Genomic DNA, 24,821 nt, shown 5'->3' on the forward strand with positions numbered 1-24,821 from the left:
CCACCCGGAGGACCGATGAGCGACGACGCCGCGGAGGCACCCGCCCTCGCCTCCGAGATCGGCGCGCTCGTCCGCGCCCTGCGCACCTCCCGCGGCCTGTCGATGCGGGCGCTCGCGGCCGAGGCCGGCGTCTCGCAGCCGTTCCTCTCGAAGCTCGAGAACGGCCGGCTGCTGCCCAGCCTCTCGACCCTCTACGCCCTGGCCGCGGCGTTCGACGTACCGCCGGCCGAGCTGGTGCCGGCGATCGCCTCCTCCGACGACACCACCCCGGAGGCGCACCTGCGCGCGAGCGACGCACCGCACGCCCCGCGCGCGCGGCTGGTCGCGGGGGGACCCGGGCGCCGGACGGAGGCGTACCTCTTCACCGCGCAGCCGGGCCAGTCCGACGACGTCGACTTCGCGCATCCGGGCGAGGAGTTCGTCTTCGTGACCGAGGGGGCCGCCGTGCTGACCTACGCCGACGGGGCGTCCCGCACGGTGTCGGCGGGCGAGTCGATCACGATCGAGACGACGCGCCCGCACCGCTGGTCGGTGCCGGCCGACGCGGCCGGGGCGGCGCGCTACCTGCTGGTGACGACGCACTCCGGCTGAGGGCCCGGCGCGCGAGACCGCGAGATGCCACTCCGGTACGCCGGGGACGGCGTGTCGTGTACCGGAGTGGCATCTCGCGGGGGCTCACCGAGGGGTCAGCGGCAGCGCTTCGCCGCCGACTCGATCGGGACCACGGCGGAGGCGGGCGTGCCGGCGACCGTGCCGCGCACGTCGACCGTGAGCGAGAAGGCCGGCACCGAGCGCAGCGGAGTGGGCACCGTCACCGACGCGGACTTCCCCGCGGACAGCGACGGCAGCTTCGCGCTGCCGTAGGGCGTGCGCACCGAGAGGGCGACCCGGTCGGTGCCGCCGTTGGCGGCCCTCACCGCGATCACGGCCTTGCCGGCCGCGCAGGTGACGGTCGCGCCGAGGTTCACGCGCAGCGCGTTCTCGAGGGCGCCGAGGGAGTCGCGGAGTCCCTGCTCCGCGGCGTCCACGTCGGCCTGCGTCGCAGCGGATCCGGCGAGCACCACGGCGGCGATCGTGCGGCTCTCGTCGAGACGCGCGAGCGACTCCTCGGTCCACGCGTCGCGGTCGACGGCGTCGGCCTCGGCGAGCGCCGCCTCGAGGGAGGTGGTGTCGGCGGTCGACTCCGCGGTGTCGGCGACGAGGCGCACGTCGTCGAGGACGCCCCACGCTCCTCCGGTGAGCGCGAAGTCGGCGGCGATCTCGACCACGCCGTCCTCGCCGACCACCACGGGGACCGTCGTCGTCGAGAAGGAGCTCCAGGTCGTGAGCACCAGCGGGGCGCTGGTCGTGCCTGCGGAGGTGGTCGCGCTCAGGGTGCGGACGTCGCTCGCCGGGCTGTTGGTGCCCTGCGTCGTCGCTCGCAGCGTGTACTCGCCGGCGGGGACTCCGGTGATCGTCTGGCGCGCCGAGGTCTCGTAGGCGGTGCCGTTCCAGAAGGTGACCGCGAAGTCGCCCTCGGCGGCGTCACCGGTCTCGGTGCGCGCCGCCGGTCCGGTGAAGGTCCACGCCGACGTGTCCGCGTCCTCGAATCCGGGGTTCCGCACGAGGTTCGGAGCGACGACCACGACGGTCGCCGAGACGTCGAGCCCCGAGTCCGTGCGACCGGGGATCGTGTACTCGCCGGGTCCGCGGATCCAGGAGGCGGCTCCGCTCCAGGTGACCGCGGGCGTCTCGACCGTGCCGTCGTTGAAGTTCACCGAGACGGTGGCGGGGAGCTCGACCGGCTCGCCGTCGACGACGGTCAGCTCGACCGCGTCCACCCCGGTGACCGCGCGGGGCGCGACCGCTCCGGTGTCGACGTAGCGGAAGGTGCTGAGCGACTCGAGCGGCGTGCCGTCGGCGGCGAAGAGGGCCTGGTTGTCCCAGCCCGATCCTCCGAAGTCGTCGCCCACGTGCACCGGGTCGTAGGGAGCGGCGAAGCTCGTGGCCCAGCCGGAGCCGTCGCGCTCCCAGAGCACGCGGTTCTGCTCGACCTCGCTCGCGGGGCCCACCGGCAGCCAGGCCGGCTCCCAGTAGTAGACGCCGATGCCCGCGTCGCCGACCGCGTGCACGGCCGCGATCACGTCGCGCAGCGCCGTGGCCTGGCCCTGCACGCTGATCGGGTAGTCGTCGGTGACGGTGCTCTCGTCGATGACGTTGGGGTAGCCGTCGCCGTCCTCGAGGGTGTGCGCCCACGAGGTCTCGGCGACCATGACCTTCTTGCCGTAGGTGTCGGCGATCTGCGACAGCGAGGCCGTGAGGTTCTCGGGGCTGCCGTGCCAGAACGGGTAGTAGGAGCTCGCGAAGACGTCGTAGTCGACGTCGAAGCGGTCCAGGCCCGCGGCGATGGCGGAGTAGCGGCCCGGCGTCTCGGGATTGGTGAAGTGCACCGCGACCTGCGCGTCCGGCAGGACCTCGCGGACCGCGGAGCTGCCGGCCGAGAACAGCCCGGCGAGGGTCGCGTCCATGTCGGTCGCCGCGCGGCTGTAGCCGGCCATGCCGTTGTTGGTCTCGTTGCCGATCTGGACCATGTCGACATCGACGCCGGCGTCCTCGAAGCGCTGCAGCGACTCCGCCGTGTAGTCGTGCAGGGCGGCGGTGAGCTCGGGAGCGGCGAGGCCGGCCCAGGCCTTCGGCGCCAGCTGGCGGGCGGGGTCGGCCCAGAAGTCGGAGTAGTGGAAGTCGACGAGCAGACCCAGTCCGGCGGCCGTGGCGCGCTCGCCGATCTCGATCGCGCGGTCGACGTCGACGTCGCCCGCCCCGTAGCCGTTGCCCTCGGCGTCGAACGGGTCGTTCCAGACCCGGACGCGGACCGAGGTGACGCCCTCGTCGGCGAGGACCTCGAAGACGTCGGCCTCCTGACCCGTCTCGTCGCGGAAGACGACTCCGCTCTCCTCGAGCGACAGGACGCTCGAGATGTCGGCGCCCTTGATGAAGTCGGCCGGGAGGCCGTCGACCTTCTCGACGAAGATCCCGGCGTCGACCGGTCCCTCCGCGGCGGAGGCGCTGGTCGCTCCGACGCCGGCGAAGGCGCCGAGGAGCGTGGAGACCGCGGCGACGGCAGCGGTGCCGGCGGTCCTCCTGGTGCGTGCAGACATGCGTGTCCTTTCGTGGTGCGACCGCCGCCGGGCCCTCGTGCCGACCGCCGCGCACACGGAGGCGGAGGGGAGGGAGGAGCCCGGACGGGCGGGGTGAGGTGGTGGCGCTCGGAGCGCTCACGGGGCCTTCGGAGCGCGCAGGAGCGGGCTCGAGGCGGATCGGTGCGGTGCGGTTCTCCTTTGAACTGTGTGCGCTCCCAGTCTGCGGAGGCACTCAAGAGCCGTCAAGACGGTTCGGCGCAACCGACCTGCGTCAATTCGGCTGTGCGGGACTGGGAGCGAGCACAGTTCGGCCGTCGTCAGCGGGAGGCGCCGCCCTCCCGGCTCATGGGATGATCACCCGGGGCGGCGAGAGGGATGACGATGGGCCAGCTGATCTACGGAGTCGCTCCGGCGGTCGAGATCGACGACCGCGCGCTGCGGCACGTCGAAGCGGTCATCATCTCGAAGCTGCGCCGCAACGAGAGCTTCTCGTTCCACTGGGACGGCGAGCCGGACGTGGGCGAGGACGTCACGCGCTCCGACAGCGGCCGTCACGGCAGCGTCTGGGTCTCGAAGAGCTCGTCGCTCTACTTCAGCTACGACTCCCCCGGCGGCCAGCCGCTGAACCGCGCGTGGATCGACCTGCTGCTGCGCTCGGCGCTGTCGCCGGCCGGACTGCGCGTGCTGCCCGAGCCGAAGGCCTGAGGCGGAGGCCTCGCCGCCGCTTCTCCAGAACTTGCGGTAATCGCGTGCGCTCACCGCAACTCGTGCGGGAACGGAGGCGACCCTCGCCGCCGCTTCTCCAGAAGTTGCGGTAACGGCGCGCGCTCACCGCAACTTTTGGAGGAGCGCGAGCGGAGGCGGGAGCGAGGAGCGGGAGCGGGGCGAGGGAGGGCGGGGCCGGGCGTCAGCCCTGCTGCTCCGGCTCGGCGACGACCTGCAGGCCCGACTGCGAGCTCGCCGACACCATCAGCGCGTCGACCCACGTGCGGTTGATCGCCGGCTGGCGTCCGCCGAAGAACTTGTAGGAGAGCGGCACCGACGGGTGCAGCCAGATCTTCATCCGTCCGCCGCCCGTGTCCTGGGTCTGCGTCCACGAGAAGGCGAAGGACTCGTCGCGACGCAGCTTCGCCGTGATCACGATCTCGAGGTGCGCGAGCAGCCGGTCCTCGAAGTCGGCCTCGATGCCGCCGGGGTAGATCAGCAGTCCCATGGGTGCTCCGCTCCGGCCGCGAGGCCGCCGTGCGCGCCGGAGGATCCGGAGCCGCACCCGATCATCCCAGCATCCCCCGCTCTCGCCCAGCGGCACCCGCCCCCGCGTCACCGCAGCGCCGGCTCCCTCCGCGTCGCCTCGGCGGCCGCGGCGAGCACCGCCCGGACATCCCCGGAGCGCTCCCAGACCGCCCGCTGGAACTGCGCTCCAGTGCCGCGGGCGAGCATGCGCCGGATCCCCTCCCTCGCGACCTCCTCCTCCCCCGACTCCTCCAGCGCGGCGCCCGCGTGCACGAGGAGCCGCGCGAGCATCTCGGCGGCCGGGACGGCGTGGCAGCTCACCGGATCGACCAGGTCGCCGCACACTCCCCACCGGCTCGCGAGCCACGCCGACACGCCGATCACCGGGGTCGGGACGGGCAACGGAGGGATCCCCTCCCGCCACTCGCCAGCGGCCGTCGCGACGAGAGCGCGGGCGAGCACCCCGATCAGCGCCGCGTCCTCGGGGTGCAGCGGCACGTCGGCGAGGCGGACCTCGACGGTCGGATGGCTCCGCGACAGCCGCGCGTCGAAGTACACCATCCCCTCGTCCAGCAGCACTCCGGAGGCGACGAGGCAGTCGGTCACGCGGCGGTACCGCTCCGGGTCGCCCCAGATCTCGGACGGACCCGAGGTGGGCCACCGGCCCCACGCCTGGTAGCGGTAGCTGGCGTAACCGGTGTCGACCCCCGAGGCGAGTGGCGAGTTCGCGCTGAGCGCCAGCAGCGCGGGCAGCCAGCCGCGGATCCGGTCGAGCACCGCGACGCCCTCCTCCGGCGAGTCGATCGCGACGTGCACGTGCAGTCCGCAGGTGTACTGGTCGCGGGCGACCTGGCCGAAGCGGTCGAGGATCCGCCGGTAGCGCACGTCGTCGGTGAGGTGCGGCTCGAACGCGGCGGGGCTGGTCGCGGTGGCGACGGCCCTCGCTCCGACGAGGCGGGCGGCGGAGTCGGCGAGCCGGCGGCCGTCGAGAACGGCCTCGAGCAGCTCGTCGGCGGTGCGCTGCGGCGCCGCGTCCGCCTCGATCTGCTCGGCCTTGAGCTCGGCGGCGAGCGTGCTGCGTCCCCGCACCGCGCCCGTCGCGAGCAGCGCGGGAGCCGCGGGGACCGGAGTGAAGGTCTCGGCGTCCACGAGCAGGAACTCCTCCTCGACGCCGAAGGTCCTCATGCCGCACCGTCGGCGAACGAGCACCAGAAGCGGGCGAGGACGGCGGCGCCGCGCACGACCACGTCGAGGTCGACGCTCTCGTCGCTGTCGTGCCAGTGGTCCTCCGGCAGACCGGTGCCGAAGAAGACGACGGGCGCGTCGAAGAGCCGCGCGAGCAGCTCCGCGGGCCCACCGCCGGCGTTGCCCATCCGGCCCGCCTCGTCCACGCCGCGCACCGCGCGGACGGCCTCGTCCAGGGCGTCGAGAGCGGCCGAGGGCGGAGTCCGGTACCCCTCCTGCGCGCTGTCCTCGGAGATCTCGACCACGTACTCCAGCTCGGGGTCGGCGTGCTGCTCGACGAACTCGCGCATCCGCCGCGCGACCGCGTGGATCGGCTGCCCGGGGACGGTGCGGATGCTGAGGTCGGCACTGGCGGAGGAGGGGATCACCGCGCGGGGCATGCCCGTGGGGTCGCCCGTGAGCAGACCGACGACCTCGAGCGCCGGGCGCTCCCAGAGGCGCTCGAGCACCGACCAGCCCTCCTCACCGCGGATGGCGCGGGTGCGGGTGCGCCGCAGCCAGTCCTCGTCGGTGTAGCCGAGCGCGGCGAGCTCGGCCCGGCGCTCGAGGGTCGGCTCGGGCACGTCGTCGTAGAAGCCGGGGAGGAGGATCCGGCCGTCCGCGTCCTGCAGGCGCGCGAGCAGCTCGGCGAGGACCAGGCCGGCGTTCGGAGCCGGACCCGAGACGGCTCCGCTGTGCACGTCCTTCTCGGTGCCGTGCACCTCGAGGTGGATCGGCAGCATGCCGCGGACGCTCATGCAGATCGCGGGCTCGCCGGCGCGCCACTGCAGGGTGTCCGAGAACACGACGGCGTCGGGACGGAGCCCGTCGAGGCGGTCGCGGATCAGGTCCTCGAGCCCCGGCGAGCCCAGCTCCTCCTGCCCCTCGATCAGCAGGACGAGCGAGACCGGAGGGGTGCCGCCGGTGACCTCGCGCAGCGCCGCGACGGAGAAGAGGTGCGCCAGGACCTGCGCCTTCGCATCCGAGGCGCCGCGGCCGTAGAGCCGGCCCTCCCGGTGGACGGGCTGGAACGGCGAGGTGACTGTCCACTCCTCCGCCTTCGCCGCGCGCACGTCGTGGTGGCTGTAGACGAGCACGACGGGGGCGCCCGGGTCCTCGGCGGGCCAGCGCGCGATCACTGCGGAGGACTCGCCGGTGGGGTGCACCGCGACCTCGGGGAAGCCGGTCTCGGCGCAGAGCCGGGCGAGCCACTCGGCCGAGCGCCGGACGTCGTCGACGTGCTCGGCCATGCCGGCGACCGACGGGATCGCGACCCACTCGGTCAGGCGGGAGCGCAGGAGCTCGCGGCGGGCGCGGAGGACGGCGAGCAGTCGGCCGGTGTCGACCCGCGTCGCGGCGCGGGGAGCAGTGCTGGTCATGCGCTCATCCCAGCCGCCGCGGCCCGGGACGCGGAGGAGGCTTGACAGCGGGACGGAGCGGGCCCGTCTGCTTGGATGAGGGGGTGAACGAGGATCTCGAGCCCGCCGCGGAGCTGTTCAAGGCGCTGTCGTCCTCGTCGCGCCTCACGCTGCTCCGACTGCTCGCCGGCGGAGAGGCGACCGTGGGCGATCTCGTCGTGCGCTCGGGGCTCTCGCAGCCGCTCGTCTCGCAGCACCTGCGGACGCTCCGCGCGGCGGGACTCGTCTCGGTCGAGCGGGTCGGCCGAGAGGCGCACTACGCGGTCTCGGACACGCACGTGACGCGCATCGTCGAGGACGCGATGAAGCACGCGCTGGAGACCGCCTGACGACGCCCGCCTCCTGAGGATGAGTGTCATCCTCGATTGGACGCACGTATTGCAATGCGTTTATGCGTGTGGTCGACTGGGTCAGCGGCGGACAGCCGCACCGACCCCGATCCTCCGAGAGGCACCGCCATGAGCACCACCGAGACCCACGCCGAGCACGCCGTCGCCGAGCACAGCCACGGCACCGACTGCGGTCACGAGAGCGTGCAGCACGGAGACCACGTCGACTACGTGCACGGCACCCACCGTCACGCGCTGCACGACGACCACTACGACGAGCACGAGGCCGAGGCCGAGCACTCGGCCGACGAGCACGCGCACGGCGCCGACTGCGGTCACGAGGCCGTCGCCCACGACGACCACACCGACTACGTCCACGACGGGCACAAGCACGCGGCGCACGAGGGCCACTACGACGAGCACTGAGCCGAGCGGGCGCCGAACAGGGCGATCGGGACCCGGTCGCCCTTCCGCCTGCCCGGGCTCCTAGGCTCGACGGATGCACCTCGAACGCCGCGCGCTCGTCACGCCGGACGGAACCCGGCTCTCGCTCCTGGACTCCGGAGGCACGGGCCGGCTCGTCGTTATCCTGCACGGCCTCGCCGGCAGCGCCGAGGAGTTCGCTCCGACCGCCCGCGCGCTGCCGGATCATCGCGTCGTGCTCCTCGATCAGCGCGGGCACGGACGCAGCGAGCAGCGTCCCTCCGACGTCTCGCGCGAGGCGTTCGTCGCCGACGTCGCCGCCCTGCTCGAGCGCGAGGGGCCCGCGATCCTCGTGGGCCAGTCGATGGGGGCGCACACCGCGATGCTCGTCGCGGCCGCGCATCCGGAGCTCGTCGACCGGCTCGTGCTGCTCGAGACCGCAGAGGGCGGCGACGGGGGCGAGGGAGTCGCGGACTGGTTCCGCTCCTGGCCGCTGCCGTTCGCCGACCGGGACGCGGCGCGCGCGTTCCTGGGCGACGGGGCGCTCGCGGACGCCTGGATCGCCGACCTCGTCGAGGGTCCGGACGGACTCCGCCCGCGGTTCGATCCGGAGGTGATGGCGCGGGCGATCGAGCCGCTCGCCGCGCCGCGCTGGGCGGAGTGGGAGGCGGTCGCCGCTCCGACCCTGCTGGTCTACGGCGAGCACGGGATGTTCGCGGAGGACGTGCGCGACGCCTTCGCCGCGCGCGGGCGCGACGTGCGACGGGTGGACCTGCCGGGCGGATCGCACGACGCGCACCTCGACGCGGCCGAGGGCTGGATCGCGGCGCTGCGGGAGTTCGTGGGAGGTCCGGCGTGACCTGCGTCTTCTGCGATCTGATGGCCGGGCACGGCGAGGCGACGTGGGTCGAGCGGGAGGAGGAGGCGGTCGCGTTCCGCCCGCTGCCCTCCTCCGAGCTCGCCCCCGGGCACACGCTGGTCATGCCGCGCGAGCACAGCGCGGGGCTGCTCGACGCCTCCCCCGCGGCGCTCGCGGCGACGATGTCGCTCGCGCAGCGCGTCGGCCGGGCGATGCGGGCGGCTCTCGGAGCGACGGGAGTGGCCGTCCTGCAGGCGAGCGGCGCCTCCGCGGGGCAGAGCGTGCCGCACCTGCACCTTCACGTGGTGCCGTCGTGGGACGGCGACGAGGTGCAGTGGCCCGCGCACCGCTCGACGCACGTCGTCGACGGGGAGCCGTGGGCGCTGCTGGCCGAGATGTTCGAGTAGCGCGCCTCGGTCATACTGGCGGGCGTGCAGGACGAGGACGACGAGCGCAGGGATCTGGAGCGTGCGCTCTTCGCGCGGCCGAGCGGGGACGCCGAAGGCGAGAGCCGGCGGATCGACGCCGAGCGGCGGCTCCGGCTCGAGCAGGACGCCGTGCGGGCGGAGGCGGCCGTGGTCGCACCGGAGGCTCCGCGGCTCGCTCCCGTGGCCGCGTCCGAGGCACCCGCCGCTTCGGCGCCGCGACGCCGACGTCCCGCTCTGATCGTCGGCGGCGCGCTCGCGGCCGGACTCGTGCTGGGCGCCGTGGCGGCGAGCGTCGCTCCGCAGGTCGTCGGAGCATCCGCTCCCACGGCGAGCCCGACGGCGACCGTCCGCCCGGAGAACCGCTTCGCCGCCTACGTCGACGGCTGGACCCTCGTCACCGACCCGCCGGCCGGAATGGACCTCATCGCCGGCCCCGCCGAGGTCTTCACCCCCGGATTCGACACGGTGCAGGAGGACCGGATCCTGCTGACGGCTCCGAACGGGACGTCGCTCTGCCTCGGTCTGGAGCGCGTGGACGGATCCCTCTCGGCGGGCTGCACGGGGCTCGCCGAGTTCTTCGACTCCGGATCGCTCGACATCGTCGGCACCGACGTCGAGGACGGATCCGGCGTCTACTCGCGCGTGACGATGCGCCCGGACGGATCGATCGAGGGCGGATACCAGCTCCTCACGCGGGACCCGTCGGAGCCCTGAGCCCGCCGCCGCGTGTCAAGCCTGCGCGGTCCTTCAGAGAACCCCCGGCCGCACGCGTCAGGATGCGGGGACATCCACTCGACCGGGAGGCCGCCGTGCCCGACAGCATCCAGCACTACGACGTCGCCGTGATCGGCGCGGGGCCCGCGGGCACCGCCGCCGCACTGCGCGCCGCCGAACTCGGAGCGCGCGTGGTCGTGCTCGAGGCCGCCCGCGTGGGCGGGACCTGCGTCAACACGGGCTGCGTGCCCACCCGCGTGCTCGCGAAGACCGCGCGGATCATCCGCGAGGCGCGCACCGCCTCCGACTACGGGGTCGACGTCGGCACGCCGCGGATCGACTGGGACGCCACGGTGCGGCACGTGCACGAGCGCGTCGACAAGGTGCGCTCGATCAAGCGCGAGGCGGAGCGGTTCGCGGAGGCGGGCGTCGAGCTGATCCACGAGGGGCGCGCGCGGTTCGCCGACGAGAGCACCCTGGTGCTCGACAGCGGGCGCCGGTTGACGGCCTCCTCGATCCTGATCTGCGTCGGCGGGCACTCGCGCCGCCTCCCGATCCCGGGAGCCGAGCTCGCGACCGTTCCCGAGGACGTGCTCGGGCTGCCGTCGCTGCCGCGCCGGGTCGCGGTGATCGGCGGAGGGAACACCGGTGCGCAGCTCGTGACGGTCTTCAACGCGTTCGGGTCGGAGGTGACGCTGCTCGACGTGGCGCCCCGGATCCTGACGACCTCGGACGCGAGCATCTCGGCGTACGTCGCCGCCGCCTTCGAGCGCCAGGGCGTGCGCGTGAGCACGGGCATCGAGACGGTCGAGGGCATCGAGCGCGCCGACGACGCCCTGACGCTGCGCTGGAAGGACGCGGGCGACTCGCACGCCGAGCAGTTCGACGCGGTGATCATGGCCACGGGCTGGCCGGCCGACGTCGAGGACCTCGGTCTCGAGAACGCGGGCATCGAGGTCGTGCGCTCGGCGATCCCGGCGGATCAGTACTTCCGCACCGTGGTGCCGCACGTCTTCGCGGTCGGCGACGCGAACGGGCGCGACATGCTCGTGCAGGCGGCGCAGTTCGAGGCGGAGGCGGCGGCCGAGAACGCGGTGCTCGGCGCCAACCGGCGGACGCCCCAGCACTTGCTGCCGGCCGGTGGGTTCACCGACCCCGACTACGCGGGCGTGGGGTTCACCGAGGAGCAGGCCCGCGAGCGCGATCCGCAGTGCGTGGTGGCGTCGGTGCCCTTCTCGGGCGTGGACCGCGCGGTGATCGACGACCGCGAGAGCGGGTTCCTGACGCTGATCGCGGACCGGCGGCGCGAGCTGCTGCTGGGCGCGCACGCGGTGGGCGAGAACGCGATCGAGGTCGTGCAGTCGGTGACGACGGCGATGGCGGCGGGGGTCGACGTGGCGACGCTGGCGAACGTGCGGTTCGCGTATCCGACGTACAGCGCGGTGATCGGGATGGCGGCGCGGGCGCTGCTGAAGGAGCCGGCGCGGCCGACCGAGCTGGACTGACGGGCGGGCGGGGCTCACGGACGCTGCCGGGGCTGCGCTCACCGGCGATCGGGCTGCAGAAGTAAGGCTCAGGGCTCGGATCCGGCGGAATTCGCGCTCTTCCCGGCCCCTGGCCTTCGTTCTGCCGCTCGCGGGGTTCGCAACCGAGGGTGAGAGCGTCCCGCGGGCGATTCCGGGCCGCTTCCGCCGTCTCCTCCTCGGTTACGAACGGCGCCAGCGGTAGGGCGTCGTGGTCGACACCTTCACCAGGCCCGCGCGCTCGAGGATCGGGCGCGAGTCCTCGGTCGAGTCGCTGTGCACGAGTCGCTTGCCGAGCGCGAGCGCGGACGCGGCGCGGGCCGCGGTGAGCGCCCGGTAGATCCCGCGGCCTCGGAACTCCGGCAGCATCGCGCCGCCCCAGATGCCCGCGAACTCGGTTCCGGGCACGGGCTCGAGGCGGCCGCCGCCGACCATCCGGCCCTCGACCTCGGCGACCCACAGCTCCATGCCGTCGCCGCGCGCGAGCCGCGCGACTAGCGCGTCGGCGATCCCGACGTCGACGGGCTCGCCGAACGCCTCGTCGATCACGGCGCTCATCGCGCGCACGTCCGCCTCCTCCACGACCCGGCGGAGGGTCGTCCCGACCGGGACGGACACGTCGCCCGCGAGCGCCTCGAGCGGCCCGATCATGATCGACTCGGGCTCGTCGGGCGCGAAGCCGTGCGCGATCAGGGCGTCGTGCAGGCCCGGCGCGGAGTCGTGTCCGCGCGTCTTCCACTCGACGCTCCGGATCGCGGGATCGGCGGCGAAGTGCGCGAGAGCCATTGAGACGAGTTCGCGGATCGCGGCCTCATCGGCGCCGCCGAGATCGCGGTAGGTGACGAAGCCGCGACCGCCGGCGAACGTGACGAGGCGGAGCGGACCCCGACGCGCCACCGAGACGGCGCTCGGCGTCTCGGCGTCGGAGCGGAGCTGCTCGTCGTAGGCCTGCAGGTACTCGGCGCTCGTCGTCATCCGCGCCACGGTACCGGACGCCGCGTGTCGGGGGCGGTCGGTACGGTGGCGGCATGAGCTTCGCGAACGTGGGGACGCTGGGCGTCCGGTCCGGGAGGCGCGACGAGCTCGTCGCGATCCTCGTCGAGTCGAACGAGGCGCTCGCGCGGGTCGGGTGCCTGGCGTACGAGGTGGGTGTCAGCGACGAGCAGCCCGACACGGTCTTCGTGGTCGAGCTGTGGACGAGCGCCGAGGCCCACCGGGCCTCGCTCGAGCTGCCGGAGGTGCGCGACGCGATCGCGCGGGCGCGCCCGCTGCTCTCGGGGGAGTTCGGCGGGTTCCGGTTCGACGTGGTCGGGTCGCCGCTGCGCTGAGGTCGGGCGGGACGCCTCGCAGCACGGGGGCCGCGGGCGGACGCGGAACGGCACGCGAGGGGCGGTCACGGCCCGTTCCGCGGCGACTGGACGGCGCCGGGCGGCGTGAGTGGACGCTGAGCGGGCTCCGGCGGACGAGCGCAGCCCGATCCACGCCCACTCGGCGACGCCGCGGGCCGACCGTCCGGAGGCCGGCCGCGGCCGGGCGTCAGCCGCCGATCCGGCCGATCAGGTCCTGGATGAAGGGGACGACGTCCTGCGCCTGGTCGACGCTCGCGAGGGCGGTCGCGACGAGCGGCCAGACGGAGCCGATCAGGGTCGCGACGACGGCGGCCACCGCGGCGACCCAGGCGACCGCGGGCTTCCGCGCCACGAAGGCGAGGCCGAGGAAGGCCAGTCCGACCAGGAAGCTGATGACGATCGAGGCGGTGATCGTGCCGACGGGGACGTCGAGCGCGCCGGCGATCGATCCGTCGGCGGCGGCGATCAACCCGAGGACGGGCAGCAGGACGCCGAGGACGACGAGACCCGAGACGACGACCCCGGTCGCGAAGGCGATCCAGGCGGCGCGGGGGCGGCGACGGCCGCCGTAGCTGCGCATGCGGGCCACGGGACTACTCCTCGGTCTTCGCGGGGGCGGGGACGGAGTGGCTGCGCTCGACGCCGCTCTCCGACTCGGCGGGGTCGGCGGGCTCGGCGGAGTCGACGCGCTCGTCGGTCTCAGCCGGCTCCTCCGACGGCTGCTCGACCACGACGACCACGACCGGCGCGGTCCCGTCGGTCGGCACCTCGATGATCTGCGCGGGAGCGGATCCGTCGTCGTCGGAACGGGGTGCCTCGGTCTCGGAGACGTCGTCCTGGTCGGCCGCGGCCCGCTCGCGCTCGTCGGCGCGGTCCGCCTGCTCGTCGACCGCGTCGGCGGCGGAGTCGAGGGCATCGGCGGCGGAGTCGGCGGCCGCGTCGGCGGCGGAGTCGAGGGCATCGGCGGCGGAGTCGGCGGCCGCGCCGGCGGCGTCCGAGATCCGGTCACCCGCGTCGGAGAGGCGCTCGCGCGCGTCGTCGGCGAGGTCGCCGGCCTTCTCGACCAGCGAGTCGCCCTCCGCAACGGGCTCGGGCTCGATCGGATCGAACGGACCGTGCACGTCGGTGACCGTGATGTTCACGGCGATCGGCGACGCGTGGACCTGCGACGCGGCCTTCAGGACCTGCGTGCGCGCCTCCTCCATCACCTCGGCGACCTTGTGCGGGTACTCGGCGACGAGGTCGAGGTCGATGATCGTGCGGCCCTCGTCCTCCGAGATCGTGACTCCGGGGATCGTGCTGGTGCCCAGCACGGCACGCGAGGCGCGGTCGAGGCTGCGGGCGACCGGTCCGCCCAGGTGGTGCACGCCGGTGACGCCGAGCGCGGTCTCGGCGACGGTCGTCGCGAGCAGGCTGTCGGGCGATCCGTCGTCGGCGCGCACGGCGCCGAGGTCGATCGGACGGGCGTCGTCGAGCGACACGTCGGGGTCGAGACGGAGGTCCTCGAGGCGCGCGTCGTCGAGACGGGCGCCGTCGGAACGCGCGTCGTCGAGACGGGCGCCGTCTGAGCGGGCGTCGTCGATGCGGGGTTCGTCGGTCATGGGGTGCTCCTAGCGTTGCGTGCGGATGCCGGGGCGCGGGTCACGCGCTCGGGGCGAGGGGTCTGGCGCCGGTCCGGGTCTGCGCGAGGCGGTGCGCGCCTCCGGCGATCGCGGCGCCGAGCAGGGGTGCTGCGACGAACACCCACAGCTGCGCGAGCGCGTCGGGACCGCCGTGCACGGCGGCGGCGAGCGAGCGCGCGGGGTTCACGGACGTGTTGCTGATCGGGATCGAGACCAGGTGGATCAGCGTGAGGGCGAGGCCGATCACGACGGGCGCGAGGGCCGCGGCCCGGGCGGTGACCGAGAGGATCACGGTCACGAAGACGGCGGTCAGCAGGGTCTCGGCCAGGAGGACGGCGCCGAGGCCGAAGCCGCCCGGGGAGTGCTCGCCGAATCCGTTGGAGGCGAATCCGCTCTGCTGCGCGGAGGCGAGGAAGCCCTCGGGACCGTCGGCCGCGATCGCGACGAGTGCCGTCGCTCCGAGCAGGCCGCCCACGAGCTGCGCGAGGACGTAGCCGGGCACGTCGCGCCACGGCGTGCGTCCGGCGACGGCGAGGCCCAGGGTGACGGCGGGGTTGAAGTGGCCGCCCGACAGGTGGCCCACCGCGGCGATGCCGACGAGGACGCTCAGCCCGAAGGCGAGCGCGACGCCGAGGAAGCCGATGCCGAGCGTGTTCTGCTCGGTCGGGAACGCGGAGGCGAAGAGGGCCGCGCCCACGCCGCCGCCCACGAGCAGGGCGGTGCCGAAGACCTCCGCGAGCAGGCGGACTGCGGCGGGGACGGGCGCGTCGGCGGTCCGCTCGGCGGCGGGGGCGGCGGGGGCGGCGGGGGCGGTGCTCGTGCGGCTCATGGGAGCGCCTTCCGGAGGCAGAAAGAGGGAGGGGGGGTCAGTGGCGAGGTCCGCCGACGCGCTCGCGTACCTCGGCGACGGTGTCGACGGGCAGCGGAGGCACGCCGCGGCCGATGCCGCGCAGACCCGTGGCCAGGAGGATCGCGGCGGCGACCGCGAACACGACGAGAGTGATCGCGACGGCCGACCAGAGCGGCAGGGCGAGCGCGAGCAGGGCGACGGCGAGCGCCGCCACAAGCCCCGCGGTCACCAGCGCGAGGACCGCGCCGACCGCCGCGAGGACGACTCCGCTGCGGGCGCCCGAGACGCGATCGCCGATCTCGCGGCGGGCGGAGGCGAGCTCCTCGCGGACGGCGCGGACCACGGGGTCGATCGCCTTCTGGGCGAGGCCGGCGCGGAAGCCGGTGGAGTCGTCGGTCATGGTAAGTCCTTCGGGGTGGAGAGGGGGTCCGGCCCTCCGCGGGGAGGCGGAGGGCCGGAGGGGTCAGCGGCGCGTCACTCCACGCGGGAGGCGGAGCTCATCCGGCTGCGGAGGCCGCTGACGATCTGGACGACGACGGGGGTCTCCTCGCCGAGGACCGCGTCCCAGCGGCGCACGGCGGTGTCGACCGTGCGACGCGTCTGCATGGGCGACACTCCGCGACGGGTGTGCGCGGTGATGCGCAGCACCCGGCGGTGCCGGATGTCGAACGCGGTGACGTCGACCGAGACGATGCCCGGATCGCGCGTCAGCGCCTCCTCGAGCACCTGCTCGGCGACCTTCGCATCGAGGGTCAGCGTGCCGCCGGTCGGAGTGGATCCGCCGGAGCCCGCCGAGACGCGCAGGAGCGTCGACGTGCGTCCGCGTCCCTGCCGCACGATGAAGCGCAGCAGCAGGAGGATCAGCACGAGCGCCACGGCCGCGGTCACCCAGAGGATCCAGGGCTGCGATCCGGACAGCGCGTCGGACGCGGGTCCGCTCGCATCCTCAGCCGCGGTCGACACGGTCTGCTGGACGTCGGGGAGCAGCGCGCCGACGGCGACCGCTCCTCCCACGGCGAGCAGCACGAGGCCGACCAGCAGCAGGAGCAGGCGGTTCAGGAAGCGGTTGGTGGTGGTCATCGGACCGATCCCTTCTCGGAGACGCGGACGCGGGCCTTCAGCGCGGGACTCACGTCGTAGCTCCCGAGCTCGGCGTCCACGGCCTCGCGGATGCTCGCCACGTCGGCCGAGACTCCGCTGGTGCGCTGGACGGTGACGCCGACTCCGCGGCGCCCGACCGAGACCTGGACCTGATCGGGATCGACACCGCCCGCGTAGGCGGCGGCGCGGGCGACGCTCTGCGCGATCACCCGGTCGTCGACCACGGCGGCCGTGCGGTCGATCCCGGCGCTGCGGCGACCGCGGCGACCCGGAGCGAACGACAGCACGACCAGCACGAAGCCGATCGCCGCGAGCACGGCACCGGCGGCGGCGGTCAGCGCGATGGGGGCGCCGGCCGCCTGGAGCAGCGAGGACGCGCCGTCCTGCGGAGCGACGAGCAGCGCGGGCTGTCCGAGGACCGCGAGCACCGCCTCCGTCCCGAGCCACGCGAACAGCAGGATCAGGAGGACCGCCAGGGCGATCGCCGACCCGGAGCGGGACGAGTGGGTCTCGCGCCGCACGAGACGCCGGTAGAGGGCGTCGGGCGACGGATGAGCGGGAGTCGTCACGACACCCTCCTTCGTTCTCGGAGGTCGACACCGGTGATCCGGAGGTCGACGCGGCCGATGCTCGAGCCGGTGAGCTCGAGGCAGCGGTCGCGGATGAGGGTCTGCGCCTCGGCGAGCCGGTCGAGCAGCGTCCCGGAGGAGCGCCGATCGGTCTCGCCGAGCGGGGACACGCGGATGGGGGCCTGGGCGACGACGTGCAGCGAGCCGCCGTCGTCGTCGAGGTCCACCGAGACGTCGGACGGGCCGACGTCCAGTGCGTCCGCGGTGACGGCCGACACGATCCGGCGCACAGCGCGCGAGGAGATCGTCGTACGGCCGTGGCGGGCCGGGTCGGCCATCACCGCCGCGGTCACGAGGACCGCCGCCCGCGGAGGGTGTCGCCGAGCGAGCGCAGATCGAGCTTGCCCTCGACGACGCGGCCGACTCCGTACCCGATGCCCATGCCCAGGGCCACGACGACGAACGCGCCGAAGCCGAGGACGACCGCCGTCAGCGCGAGGACCGCGCCGATGACCAGGCCTGTGGTGGACGGACTCACTGAACGCGGCTCTCGGTGTCGTCGTCCTTGTCGTCCGAGGGGATGTGCACGTCGGCGACGGTCACGTTGACCTCGGTGACCTCCATGCCGACGACCGAGGAGATGGCCTCGGAGACGGCGGAGCGGATGCTGTCGGCGAGCTTCTGCAGCGCGACGGGGTACTCGGCGACGACGGTGATGTCGGCGGCGACCTGCTTCTCGCCGACCTCGACCGAGATGCCCTGGCCGCGGTCCTGCGCGTTGATGGCGTTGCGGATGGCGCCGATGGCGCGGGCCGCTCCGCCGCCCAGGTCGTGCACGCCGGGGACCTCGCGGGCCGCGATGCCGGCGACCTTCTCGACGACGCCGTCGGCGATCGTGTTCTTGCCGGTCGAGGTGGTGGTGCCGTGCTTGGCCGAGCCGCTGGTGGCGAGGGTGCCGGGGGTGACGTTGCTCATGATCTTCTCCTGTGACGACGGGGGTCGCGGCCTGGAGACCGCGGTGCCGACGAGGTGTGGCACACGATGAAGACGTGCGCGCCGCGGCGGTCGTCCTGCTGCATCAGGTGGTGCGCAGGGTTCGGGGGTGCGGGGCGCGTTCCGCGGCCAGCGGCGTCCACAGCGGGGGCGGGGGCGCTCGCTGGGCGGCCAGGGCTGTCCACAGGCGGGGGTGCGGGCTGCCGTGGGTGTCGGTTCGATTCGCAGGGGATGTGGGCGGGTGCCGGTTCGATCTGCAGGGGATCCGGGGACCGGACGTCAGCGGCAAGCGGAGGAAGGGGCTTTCCCGGGCGGATCACCTGCAGATCGATCCGCCTGCAGATCGTGCATCCACCTGCAGATCGCGCAGGAGGGCGGTGGAAGGGCAGCGGTCGCGGAGCCGGCGGCCCGCGCCCGCCGTCACCGGAGGGAGGACACGGAAGGGTGGCCTCCCGGTCCGGCTCTAAGAGGGGGGTTCCCGAGAACCCGCCGGGAGATAGCGTCGGCCGCGACTCCGGTCCACGACACGCGGTTCAGCGTCGGACCCCCCGCTCGCGCCCGACGTCGCAGCGTCTCCCCTCCCCTCTCGCGCGCAGCGCGGCACATCCGGAAGCAGCCCCGTGACCCGCAGAAGAACAGTCCTGAGCTGGAGCGCGATCGTCACGGCGCTCGCGCTGATCGCCGGCGGCGCCCCGGCGGCGTCCGCGACGCAGTCCGCGACCGAGTCCGTCTCGCTGAGCCGCTACATCGTCCGCACGACGGGCGTCGCTGCCGCGGGGACCGCCGCCGCCGCCCTGCCGCTGGACCGGATCCTGCACCGCTACAGCCGGGCGCTGAACGGCTTCGCCGCTGAGCTCACGGGCACCGAGGTCGCGGCCCTCCGCCGACTCCCGTCGGTCGTCGACGTGACGGCCGACGGCGAGACCCGCGCGAGCGCGGAGCAGTCCGACCCGGCCTGGGGCCTCGACCGGCTCGACCAGCGCGCGACGACCGGCGACGGCGTGTACCGCTACTCGACGACGGGCGCCGGAGTGACCGCCTACGTCCTCGACACCGGCGTGCAGGCGAGCCACGACGAGTTCGGCGGGCGGGTGAGCGGCGGCTACGACGTCGTCGAGGACGACGCCGACGCGCTGTCCGACTGCAACGGTCACGGCACCCATGTCGCGGGCACCATCGGCGGAGCGACGTACGGCGTCGCCAAGGACGTCGCGATCGTGCCGGTGCGCGTCTGGAACTGCTCCGGGCAGGGGACGTGGAGTGACATGATCGCCGCGATCGACTTCGTCATCGGCACGCGGACCGGACCGTCGGTGATCAACATCAGCGGAGGCGGCGGCGCGTACGCCCCCGTGGACGAGGCCGTGGAACGGGCCGTCAGCAGCGGGATCCCGGTGATCGTCTCGGCGGGCAACAGCACCGCGGACGCCTGCGCCGCGAGCCCCGCACGCACTCCGAACGCCCTCACGGTCGGCGCGACGGAGCCGGACGACAGCCCCGCCTACTACTCGAACCACGGCCCGTGCCTCGACGTCTGGGCGCCCGGATCGTCCGTGCTCTCGGCGGCTCCCTGGTCCGACTCCGCCACCGCGGTCCTGAGCGGGACGTCCATGGCCGCGCCCCACGTCACGGGCGTCGTCGGCCGCCTCCTCCAGGCCGAGCCCGCCGCGACCCCGGCGCGACTGGCCGCACTCGTGACCTCGAGCGCCACGTCGGCGGTCCAGGACACGAACGGATCCACGGGTCGCCTCCTCTACGCCGAAGGCGCCTCCACTCCCCCGACCCCGACCGCCGTCCGCGCGACCGGAGCGGCCGACCGCACGGCGACGCTGACCTGGGCGCCCCCGGTATCCGACGGCGGCTCGGCGATCACCGGCTACCGCGTCTCGCGGACCGGGACGGATGCGGCGGGCAACGGCCCGTGGTCGACCGTCGTGCCCGCGACGGCGCGCTCCCAGCGCTTCACGGATCTGGCGGCCGGGTCGTCCTACGAGCTGAGCGTCCGGGCGATCAACGCCCTCGGGGCCGGAGCGATCGGATCGGCGGCCGTCACCGTTCCGCGGGTCACCATCCCGGGCGCGCCGACCGGCGTCTCCGCGAGCCCGAACGACACCGCGCGGTCCGCCGCGCTCAGCTGGTCGCCGCCCCTCGCCGACGGCGGCTCGCCCGTCACCGGCTACCGGGTCGCGCGGGACGGCACCGACGCCTCGGGTGCCGGAGCGTGGTCCACCGTGCTGCCGGCCACGGCGCGCTCGCAGACGTTCACGAACCTCCGCGCGGAGACGGGCTACACCCTCACCGTGCAGGCCGTCACCGCGATCGGGACGGGGTCCGCCTCCAGCGCGACCGTCCGTCTCGCGCCGACCGCCCGCCTCACCTCCGTCACTCCCACGATCACGGGAACCGCGCGAGTGGGCTCGACCCTCACCGCGACCCCGGGGGCCTGGGGACCGGCTCCGGTGACCTACGCCTACCAGTGGCGGGCCGACGGCTCCCCGCTGAGCGGAGCGACCGCCGCCACGTACCGGCCCTCGAGCGCGACGCTCGGCACGGTGATCACCGTCACGGTCACCGGGACCAAGACCGGGTACGCGGCGGCGAGCCGCACCTCCGCGGCGACCGCGGCCGTCGCCTCCGGCACGCTCACCACGGCCGCGCCGACCGTCACCGGCACCGCGAGGGTCGGCTCCGTCCTCACCGCCGTCCCCGGCGCGTGGGGACCCGCTCCGGTCTCGTTCACCTACCAGTGGAAGGCCGGTGGAACGGTGCTGTCCGGCGCGACGGGCGCCACCTACACGCCCTCGAGCGCCACCGTCGGGAAGACGATCTCGGTCACCGTGACCGGAGCGAAGCCGGGCTTCACCACCGCCGTCCGCAGTTCGAACGCCACCGCGGCCGTGGTCGCCGGCACCCTCGTCGCGCCCACGCCGACCGTCTCCGGCACCGCGAAAGTCGGCTCGCTCCTCACCGCGAATCCCGGCGCCTGGGGCCCGGCGCCGGTGACCGTCTCGTACCAGTGGCGCACCAACGGGACCGCGATCAGCGGCGCCGTCTCGTCGACCTACCGCCCCACCACCGCCACCGCCGGCACGAGGATCACCGTCACGGTGACCGGGAGGAAGACCGGCTACGCGACGGCGGCCCGCACGTCGGCGGCGACGGTCGCCGTCGTCCGATAGCGGTCGGCGACCACATCTCGCGTGCTCGGTGCGGGATCGAGAGGGAGGGAACGCCTGGGCGGGAGGCGAGCACGCATCTCGACACCCACCACGGGCTCGGGTAGAGTCATCAGTGCAGACCCCCCCACACACGTGGACAAGGGGGTCTCGCTGTTTAAACGATCAGATCTCGAGGGGTGCACGAGCTGGGTCGCGTTCACTGAGTTGGTCCGAATACCACTCCCACGCGAACTCGTTGCGAGCATGACGATCGACATGAGCGTTCGCGGACCATGCGACGAGGTCCGCCATCTGGACCAGCTGCGAGCCGCGCGAATCGAGATGGACGGCGTCCTCGACGACTCGACGTTCCGCGAGCTTGAGAGCGCGGTGCGTCGACCGGTAGCTCGTGTCACTTCCGTCGCCGTCCATGAAGACGAGCGCAAGCGACTCGTCCTGCGTGAGCTCACGCTCGAACCGCGTGACGAGCGCTGCATACGTCTCTTGCCTGATACGTGCCAGGCGCTGCGGATCCCCCCTCCGCCAGACGGCTCCGACTCGCAGACCCTCGGTGGAGCGGAGCGTCTGCAAGCACTCGAGCGCGACTTCACGACCGAAGTCCTTCCAGTACTCGACGCCGGCGTGCACGTGCCGGTCGGGGATCCGCTTCGAGATCCTGCCTCGCCCGTTCACGTAGGCGGTCGTGTGCAGCTCCTCCACGACCGGGATGCCGAATTCGCGCCAGAGTCGCTTGCGGGTGTCGAGCCAGCTCCGCAGGACGTCGGCCCAACGGTCGGGTGGGAACTCGATCCAGCCGTAGACGACGAGGCCGGACGGCGGATGACCGGAGTCGTCGACGTAGATCATCCGGTTCAGACGAGCGCTCACCACCGCACTGTAGGCGGTGGTGGATCAGCGCGGTGGGAGGCTGTGGAGAAGCCGCGATCACACCCGTCATGCCTCGACGAGCTTGTGCTATTGTAAGGACATAAGCTGTCCCCCTCGAGGAAGTCGTACACCGTCGTATGAGAAGAGCACGCCCGCGCGCCACCGCCCCTCGCCGAGGCACCCGATGAAGGCGTCCGTCGCCGGAGCGCCCGTCAGCTTCGGGGTGTTCGAGCTGACGCCCGAGGGTGCCGAGGTCGTCGGCCCCGACGAGCTGGTCGACGTGCTCGCCGAGACCGGCTACACCGGCGTCGACCTCGGCCCCGTCGGCTACCTCGGCCGCGGCGCGGAGCTCCGCCACCGCCTCGAGCGCGGTGGACTCGACCTCGCGGGCGGCTGGATCCAGCTCCCCTTCTCGGACGACGAGGCCTTCACCGCCGCCCTCCCCCAGCTGCACGAGACGCTCCGGATCTTCTCCGAGGCCTCCGAGGGCGGGCCAGCGCGGCTCCCCCTGCCGACCTTCGCCGACGACGGATCGGATGCGCGGCGCGCCTCCCCCGGTCGCGGCGCCGCCACCGATCCGCTCGGCGAGGAGCGCTGGTCGACCCTCGTCGCCAACGTCGAGCGCGCCGTGGAGCTGACCCGCGCGGCGGGCTTCGAGCCGACCTTCCACCACCACGCCGGCACGTTCATCGAGTCGCCGGAGGAGATCGACCGCTTCCTCGGCGCGGTCGACATCGGCCTCACCCTCGACACCGGCCACCTCTTCATCGCCGGCGGCGACCCCCTGCTCGCCGTCGAGCGCTGGGGCTCGCGGATCAACCACCTGCACCTCAAGGACGTCGACCTCGCCGAGCTGCAGCGCGTGCTCGCCGCGGGCGGAGGGATGCGCGAGGTCTGGTCCTCCGGCTCCTTCGTCGCGTTCGGACGCGGCGACATCGACCTCTCCGCCGTGATGACCGCGGTCGACCTCCTGGGCTACGACGGCTGGATCGTCGTCGAGCAGGACGTCCTGAACGCTCCCGACGCCGTGATCTCCGAGTTCCGCGACGAGCGCGGCGCCGACCAGCGGGTCAACCGCGACGCGCTGCGCGACTGGGCCTGACCCCTCCTCCCGCCCTCTCCGGGCACCCGACGCCCCTCGGGGCAGCAAGGACAAGTGACGTGACCACGACCCCGCTCCGCTTCGGACTCATCGGCACCGGCCGCATCGGCCAGGTGCACGCCGCGAACATCGCCGCGGATCCCGACGCCTCCCTCTCCTGGGTCTGCGACCCGTTCGTCGACGGCGCGAACGCCGTGTCGGCCCGCTACGGCGGCACCGTGACGACCGACGCGGCCGAGATGTTCGCCTCCGGCGGCATCGACGCCGTGCTGATCGCCTCGCCGACCGCGACCCACGTCGACCTCCTCGAGGCCGCGATCGAGGCCGGCATCCCGGCGCTGTGCGAGAAGCCGATCGACCTCGACATCGCGCGCGTCGACGCCCTGCTGCCCCGTGTCGAGTCCTCCGGCGTGCCCATCGCGCTCGGCTTCAACCGCCGCTTCGACCCCGCCTTCGCCGAGGCGCGGGCGCGCGTGGCGGCCGGCGAGATCGGCGAGCTCGAGCAGCTCTCGATCATCAGCCGCGACCCGGCGGCGCCGCCCGCCGCGTACATCGGAGTGTCGGGCGGCATCTTCCGCGACATGACGATCCACGACTTCGACATGGCCCGCTTCTTCCTCCCCGACATCGTCGAGGTCACCGCCACGGGCACCACGACCTTCGACCCGGGGGCCCGCGAGCACGGCGACTTCGACACCGCGATGGTGACCCTCCGCTCCTCCTCCGGAGCCCTCGTCTCGATCACCAACTCGCGCCACAGCGCCGTCGGCTACGACCAGCGGATCGAGGCGTTCGGCGCGAACGGCTCGCTGCAGGTGTCGAACTCGCTCACCAGCCTCGTCAGCCTCTCGACCGCGTCGAGCGTCGAGGCGAAGCCGCCGTACCAGGACTTCTTCCTGGAGCGGTACTCCGCCGCGTACATCGCGGAGCTGCGCGCGTTCATCCGCCTGGCCCGGGGCGAGGAGTCGACCAGCCCGACGTTCGCCGACGGCCGCGCCGCGCTGATCCTCGCCGACGCGGCGGCCCGCTCGGCCGTCGAGCGCGTCTCCGTCGCCGTCGAGGTCTGAGACCGCGATGACCGTGCGCCTGGCCGCCTCGGCCGAGATGCTCTTCCGCGAGCTGCCCGTCGTCGACCGCGTCCGCCGGCTCCACGAGCTCGGCTTCGAGGTCGAGATCTGGGACTGGTCGACGAAGGACCTGCCCGCCCTCGCCGCCACCGGAGCGACGTTCTCGTCGATGACCGGGTACCTCACCGGCGACCTGATCACGGCCGACGGCATCGCGGAGCTACTGCGCACAGCGGAGCTGTCGCTCACCGCCGCCGAGACGATCGACTCCCCGCGGCTCAACCTGCACGGCACGGGGCTCGACCCCGACGGCCTGCCGGTGCGCCCCGGGACCGACGTGACGGCCCAGGAGCGGGAGCGGGCGATCGACACCCTGGCCCGGCTCGCCGCGCTGGGCGAGCGCCACGGGCGGGTCTTCACGCTCGAGAACCTCAACCTCGCCGTCGACCACCCGGGCGTGCCGTTCGCCCGAGCCGAGGACACCCTCGCACTCGTCAGCGCCGTCGACAGCCCGGGGCTGCGCCTGAACCTCGACCTGTACCACGCGCAGATCGGCGAGGGGAACCTGATCGAGCTCGTGCGCCGCGCCCTGCCGTGGATCGGCGAGATCCAGGTCGCGGACGTGCCCGGGCGCTGCGAGCCCGGCACGGGCGAGATCCGGTACCCCGCGATCGCGCAGGAGCTGCGCGCGCTGGACTACGACGGCGTCGTGGGCCTGGAGGCGTGGCCGTCGGGCGACTCCGACACGGCGCTGGAGCGCTTCCGCGCGGCGTTCGCCTGACGACGGCTCGACCGGCTCCGGGAGACGTGGGTCTCGATACGCCCCTGCGGGGCTGCTCGACCAGCAAGCTC

At 73.7% G+C, this 24,821-nt stretch carries 28 protein-coding genes; 13 read left to right on the forward strand and 15 right to left on the reverse strand.

The genetic code is table 11. The annotated features are described in order from the left end of the window. Window positions 1–15 precede the first annotated feature (15 nt). Window positions 16–591 (forward strand): helix-turn-helix domain-containing protein, encoded by a 576-nt coding sequence (locus LRG51_RS10765; RefSeq protein ID WP_055785077.1) that lies wholly within the window; start codon window positions 16–18, stop codon window positions 589–591. Between the two features lie 95 nt (window positions 592–686). Here the strand turns inward: LRG51_RS10765 and LRG51_RS10770 are convergent, their stop codons facing one another. Beyond that, entirely contained in the window at window positions 687–3,137 is a 2,451-nt protein-coding gene (locus LRG51_RS10770; protein ID WP_230672732.1) for a glycosyl hydrolase 53 family protein, read from the reverse strand. 357 nt (window positions 3,138–3,494) lie between these two features. Between LRG51_RS10770 and LRG51_RS10775 the strand changes: the two genes are divergently transcribed. After that, window positions 3,495–3,824 (forward strand): DUF7882 family protein, encoded by a 330-nt coding sequence (locus LRG51_RS10775; RefSeq protein WP_230672733.1) that lies wholly within the window; start codon window positions 3,495–3,497, stop codon window positions 3,822–3,824. A 202-nt stretch (window positions 3,825–4,026) separates the two neighbouring features. On the opposite strand, the gene LRG51_RS10780 is transcribed toward LRG51_RS10775, so the two are convergent. The 3 genes from LRG51_RS10780 to LRG51_RS10790 all read right to left on the reverse strand — a co-directional run bounded on the left by LRG51_RS10780 (window position 4,027) and on the right by LRG51_RS10790 (window position 6,955). Beyond that, window positions 4,027–4,332: a DUF7882 family protein gene (locus LRG51_RS10780; RefSeq protein ID WP_230672734.1), complete on the reverse strand. Its 306-nt coding sequence runs from the start codon at window positions 4,330–4,332 to the stop codon at window positions 4,027–4,029. A gap of 107 nt (window positions 4,333–4,439) precedes the next feature. Further along, the gene (locus LRG51_RS10785; protein ID WP_230672735.1) at window positions 4,440–5,537 is read right to left on the reverse strand and encodes a carboxylate-amine ligase; all 1,098 of its coding nucleotides are present in this window, start codon (window positions 5,535–5,537) and stop codon (window positions 4,440–4,442) included. After that, on the reverse strand, window positions 5,534–6,955 hold the full coding sequence (locus LRG51_RS10790; RefSeq protein ID WP_230672736.1) for a M20/M25/M40 family metallo-hydrolase: 1,422 nt from the start codon (window positions 6,953–6,955) through the stop codon (window positions 5,534–5,536). The genes LRG51_RS10785 and LRG51_RS10790 overlap by 4 nt, the downstream gene beginning before the upstream one ends. Window positions 6,956–7,038: 83 nt before the next feature. Between LRG51_RS10790 and LRG51_RS10795 the strand changes: the two genes are divergently transcribed. From LRG51_RS10795 to LRG51_RS10820, 6 genes are all read left to right on the forward strand, one after another. Beyond that, window positions 7,039–7,323, forward strand: a complete 285-nt coding sequence (locus LRG51_RS10795) for an ArsR/SmtB family transcription factor (RefSeq protein WP_055785071.1) — start codon at window positions 7,039–7,041, stop codon at window positions 7,321–7,323. A 129-nt stretch (window positions 7,324–7,452) separates the two neighbouring features. After that, window positions 7,453–7,749 carry a hypothetical protein gene (locus tag LRG51_RS10800; protein WP_055785068.1) on the forward strand — a complete coding sequence of 99 codons (297 nt, stop codon included), beginning with the start codon at window positions 7,453–7,455 and terminating at the stop codon, window positions 7,747–7,749. A 73-nt stretch (window positions 7,750–7,822) separates the two neighbouring features. Continuing rightward, a complete protein-coding gene (locus LRG51_RS10805; RefSeq protein WP_230672737.1) occupies window positions 7,823–8,605 on the forward strand; it encodes an alpha/beta fold hydrolase in 783 nt (260 codons plus the stop codon). After that, window positions 8,602–9,012 (forward strand): HIT family protein, encoded by a 411-nt coding sequence (locus LRG51_RS10810; protein ID WP_200930947.1) that lies wholly within the window; start codon window positions 8,602–8,604, stop codon window positions 9,010–9,012. Before LRG51_RS10805 ends, LRG51_RS10810 begins: the two co-directional genes overlap by 4 nt. A gap of 24 nt (window positions 9,013–9,036) precedes the next feature. Next, window positions 9,037–9,747, forward strand: a complete 711-nt coding sequence (locus tag LRG51_RS10815; protein WP_230672738.1) for a hypothetical protein — start codon at window positions 9,037–9,039, stop codon at window positions 9,745–9,747. Window positions 9,748–9,842: 95 nt separating this feature from the next. Next, window positions 9,843–11,252 carry a dihydrolipoyl dehydrogenase family protein gene (locus LRG51_RS10820; protein ID WP_329958732.1) on the forward strand — a complete coding sequence of 470 codons (1,410 nt, stop codon included), beginning with the start codon at window positions 9,843–9,845 and terminating at the stop codon, window positions 11,250–11,252. Window positions 11,253–11,453: 201 nt separating this feature from the next. Here the strand turns inward: LRG51_RS10820 and LRG51_RS10825 are convergent, their stop codons facing one another. After that, window positions 11,454–12,245, reverse strand: coding sequence for a GNAT family N-acetyltransferase (locus LRG51_RS10825; protein ID WP_230672739.1), 792 nt, complete (start codon window positions 12,243–12,245; stop codon window positions 11,454–11,456). A 53-nt stretch (window positions 12,246–12,298) separates the two neighbouring features. Between LRG51_RS10825 and LRG51_RS10830 the strand changes: the two genes are divergently transcribed. After that, entirely contained in the window at window positions 12,299–12,598 is a 300-nt protein-coding gene (locus LRG51_RS10830; RefSeq protein WP_055785052.1) for a putative quinol monooxygenase, read from the forward strand. 208 nt (window positions 12,599–12,806) lie between these two features. Here the strand turns inward: LRG51_RS10830 and LRG51_RS10835 are convergent, their stop codons facing one another. From LRG51_RS10835 to LRG51_RS10875, 9 genes are all read right to left on the reverse strand, one after another. Next, a complete protein-coding gene (locus LRG51_RS10835) occupies window positions 12,807–13,199 on the reverse strand; it encodes a hypothetical protein (protein ID WP_230673116.1) in 393 nt (130 codons plus the stop codon). Window positions 13,200–13,212: 13 nt separating this feature from the next. Next, window positions 13,213–14,220: an Asp23/Gls24 family envelope stress response protein gene (locus LRG51_RS10840; protein WP_230672740.1), complete on the reverse strand. Its 1,008-nt coding sequence runs from the start codon at window positions 14,218–14,220 to the stop codon at window positions 13,213–13,215. 40 nt (window positions 14,221–14,260) lie between these two features. Further along, entirely contained in the window at window positions 14,261–15,070 is an 810-nt protein-coding gene (locus LRG51_RS10845) for an aquaporin (RefSeq protein ID WP_230672741.1), read from the reverse strand. A gap of 37 nt (window positions 15,071–15,107) precedes the next feature. After that, entirely contained in the window at window positions 15,108–15,491 is a 384-nt protein-coding gene (locus tag LRG51_RS10850) for a phage holin family protein (RefSeq protein WP_107574106.1), read from the reverse strand. Between the two features lie 74 nt (window positions 15,492–15,565). Further along, entirely contained in the window at window positions 15,566–16,171 is a 606-nt protein-coding gene (locus LRG51_RS10855; RefSeq protein ID WP_107574105.1) for a hypothetical protein, read from the reverse strand. Further along, window positions 16,168–16,761, reverse strand: coding sequence for a DUF6286 domain-containing protein (locus LRG51_RS10860; protein WP_055785040.1), 594 nt, complete (start codon window positions 16,759–16,761; stop codon window positions 16,168–16,170). Before LRG51_RS10860 ends, LRG51_RS10855 begins: the two co-directional genes overlap by 4 nt. After that, the gene (locus LRG51_RS10865) at window positions 16,758–17,114 is read right to left on the reverse strand and encodes a hypothetical protein (RefSeq protein WP_230672742.1); all 357 of its coding nucleotides are present in this window, start codon (window positions 17,112–17,114) and stop codon (window positions 16,758–16,760) included. Before LRG51_RS10865 ends, LRG51_RS10860 begins: the two co-directional genes overlap by 4 nt. Beyond that, window positions 17,111–17,299 carry a DUF2273 domain-containing protein gene (locus LRG51_RS10870; RefSeq protein WP_055785037.1) on the reverse strand — a complete coding sequence of 63 codons (189 nt, stop codon included), beginning with the start codon at window positions 17,297–17,299 and terminating at the stop codon, window positions 17,111–17,113. Before LRG51_RS10870 ends, LRG51_RS10865 begins: the two co-directional genes overlap by 4 nt. Beyond that, window positions 17,296–17,736: an Asp23/Gls24 family envelope stress response protein gene (locus tag LRG51_RS10875; protein ID WP_055785034.1), complete on the reverse strand. Its 441-nt coding sequence runs from the start codon at window positions 17,734–17,736 to the stop codon at window positions 17,296–17,298. The genes LRG51_RS10870 and LRG51_RS10875 overlap by 4 nt, the downstream gene beginning before the upstream one ends. Window positions 17,737–18,374: 638 nt before the next feature. Between LRG51_RS10875 and LRG51_RS10880 the strand changes: the two genes are divergently transcribed. After that, a complete protein-coding gene (locus LRG51_RS10880) occupies window positions 18,375–20,933 on the forward strand; it encodes a S8 family serine peptidase (protein ID WP_230672743.1) in 2,559 nt (852 codons plus the stop codon). Window positions 20,934–21,095: 162 nt separating this feature from the next. Here the strand turns inward: LRG51_RS10880 and LRG51_RS10885 are convergent, their stop codons facing one another. Then, window positions 21,096–21,800: a DUF3800 domain-containing protein gene (locus tag LRG51_RS10885; protein ID WP_230672744.1), complete on the reverse strand. Its 705-nt coding sequence runs from the start codon at window positions 21,798–21,800 to the stop codon at window positions 21,096–21,098. 184 nt (window positions 21,801–21,984) lie between these two features. Between LRG51_RS10885 and LRG51_RS10890 the strand changes: the two genes are divergently transcribed. The 3 genes from LRG51_RS10890 to LRG51_RS10900 are packed head-to-tail and all read left to right on the forward strand — an operon-like array spanning window position 21,985 to window position 24,750. Continuing rightward, window positions 21,985–22,902: a sugar phosphate isomerase/epimerase family protein gene (locus tag LRG51_RS10890; protein WP_107574102.1), complete on the forward strand. Its 918-nt coding sequence runs from the start codon at window positions 21,985–21,987 to the stop codon at window positions 22,900–22,902. A 59-nt stretch (window positions 22,903–22,961) separates the two neighbouring features. Then, window positions 22,962–23,969, forward strand: a complete 1,008-nt coding sequence (iolG, locus tag LRG51_RS10895; protein WP_230672745.1) for an inositol 2-dehydrogenase — start codon at window positions 22,962–22,964, stop codon at window positions 23,967–23,969. 7 nt (window positions 23,970–23,976) lie between these two features. Next, window positions 23,977–24,750 (forward strand): TIM barrel protein, encoded by a 774-nt coding sequence (locus LRG51_RS10900; protein ID WP_230672746.1) that lies wholly within the window; start codon window positions 23,977–23,979, stop codon window positions 24,748–24,750. The last annotated feature ends 71 nt before the right edge of the window (window positions 24,751–24,821 follow it).

Origin of the sequence: Rathayibacter sp. Leaf248 (genome assembly GCF_920939495.1) — a bacterium.
GTDB classification, from domain to species: Bacteria; Actinomycetota; Actinomycetes; order Actinomycetales; family Microbacteriaceae; genus Rathayibacter; species Rathayibacter caricis.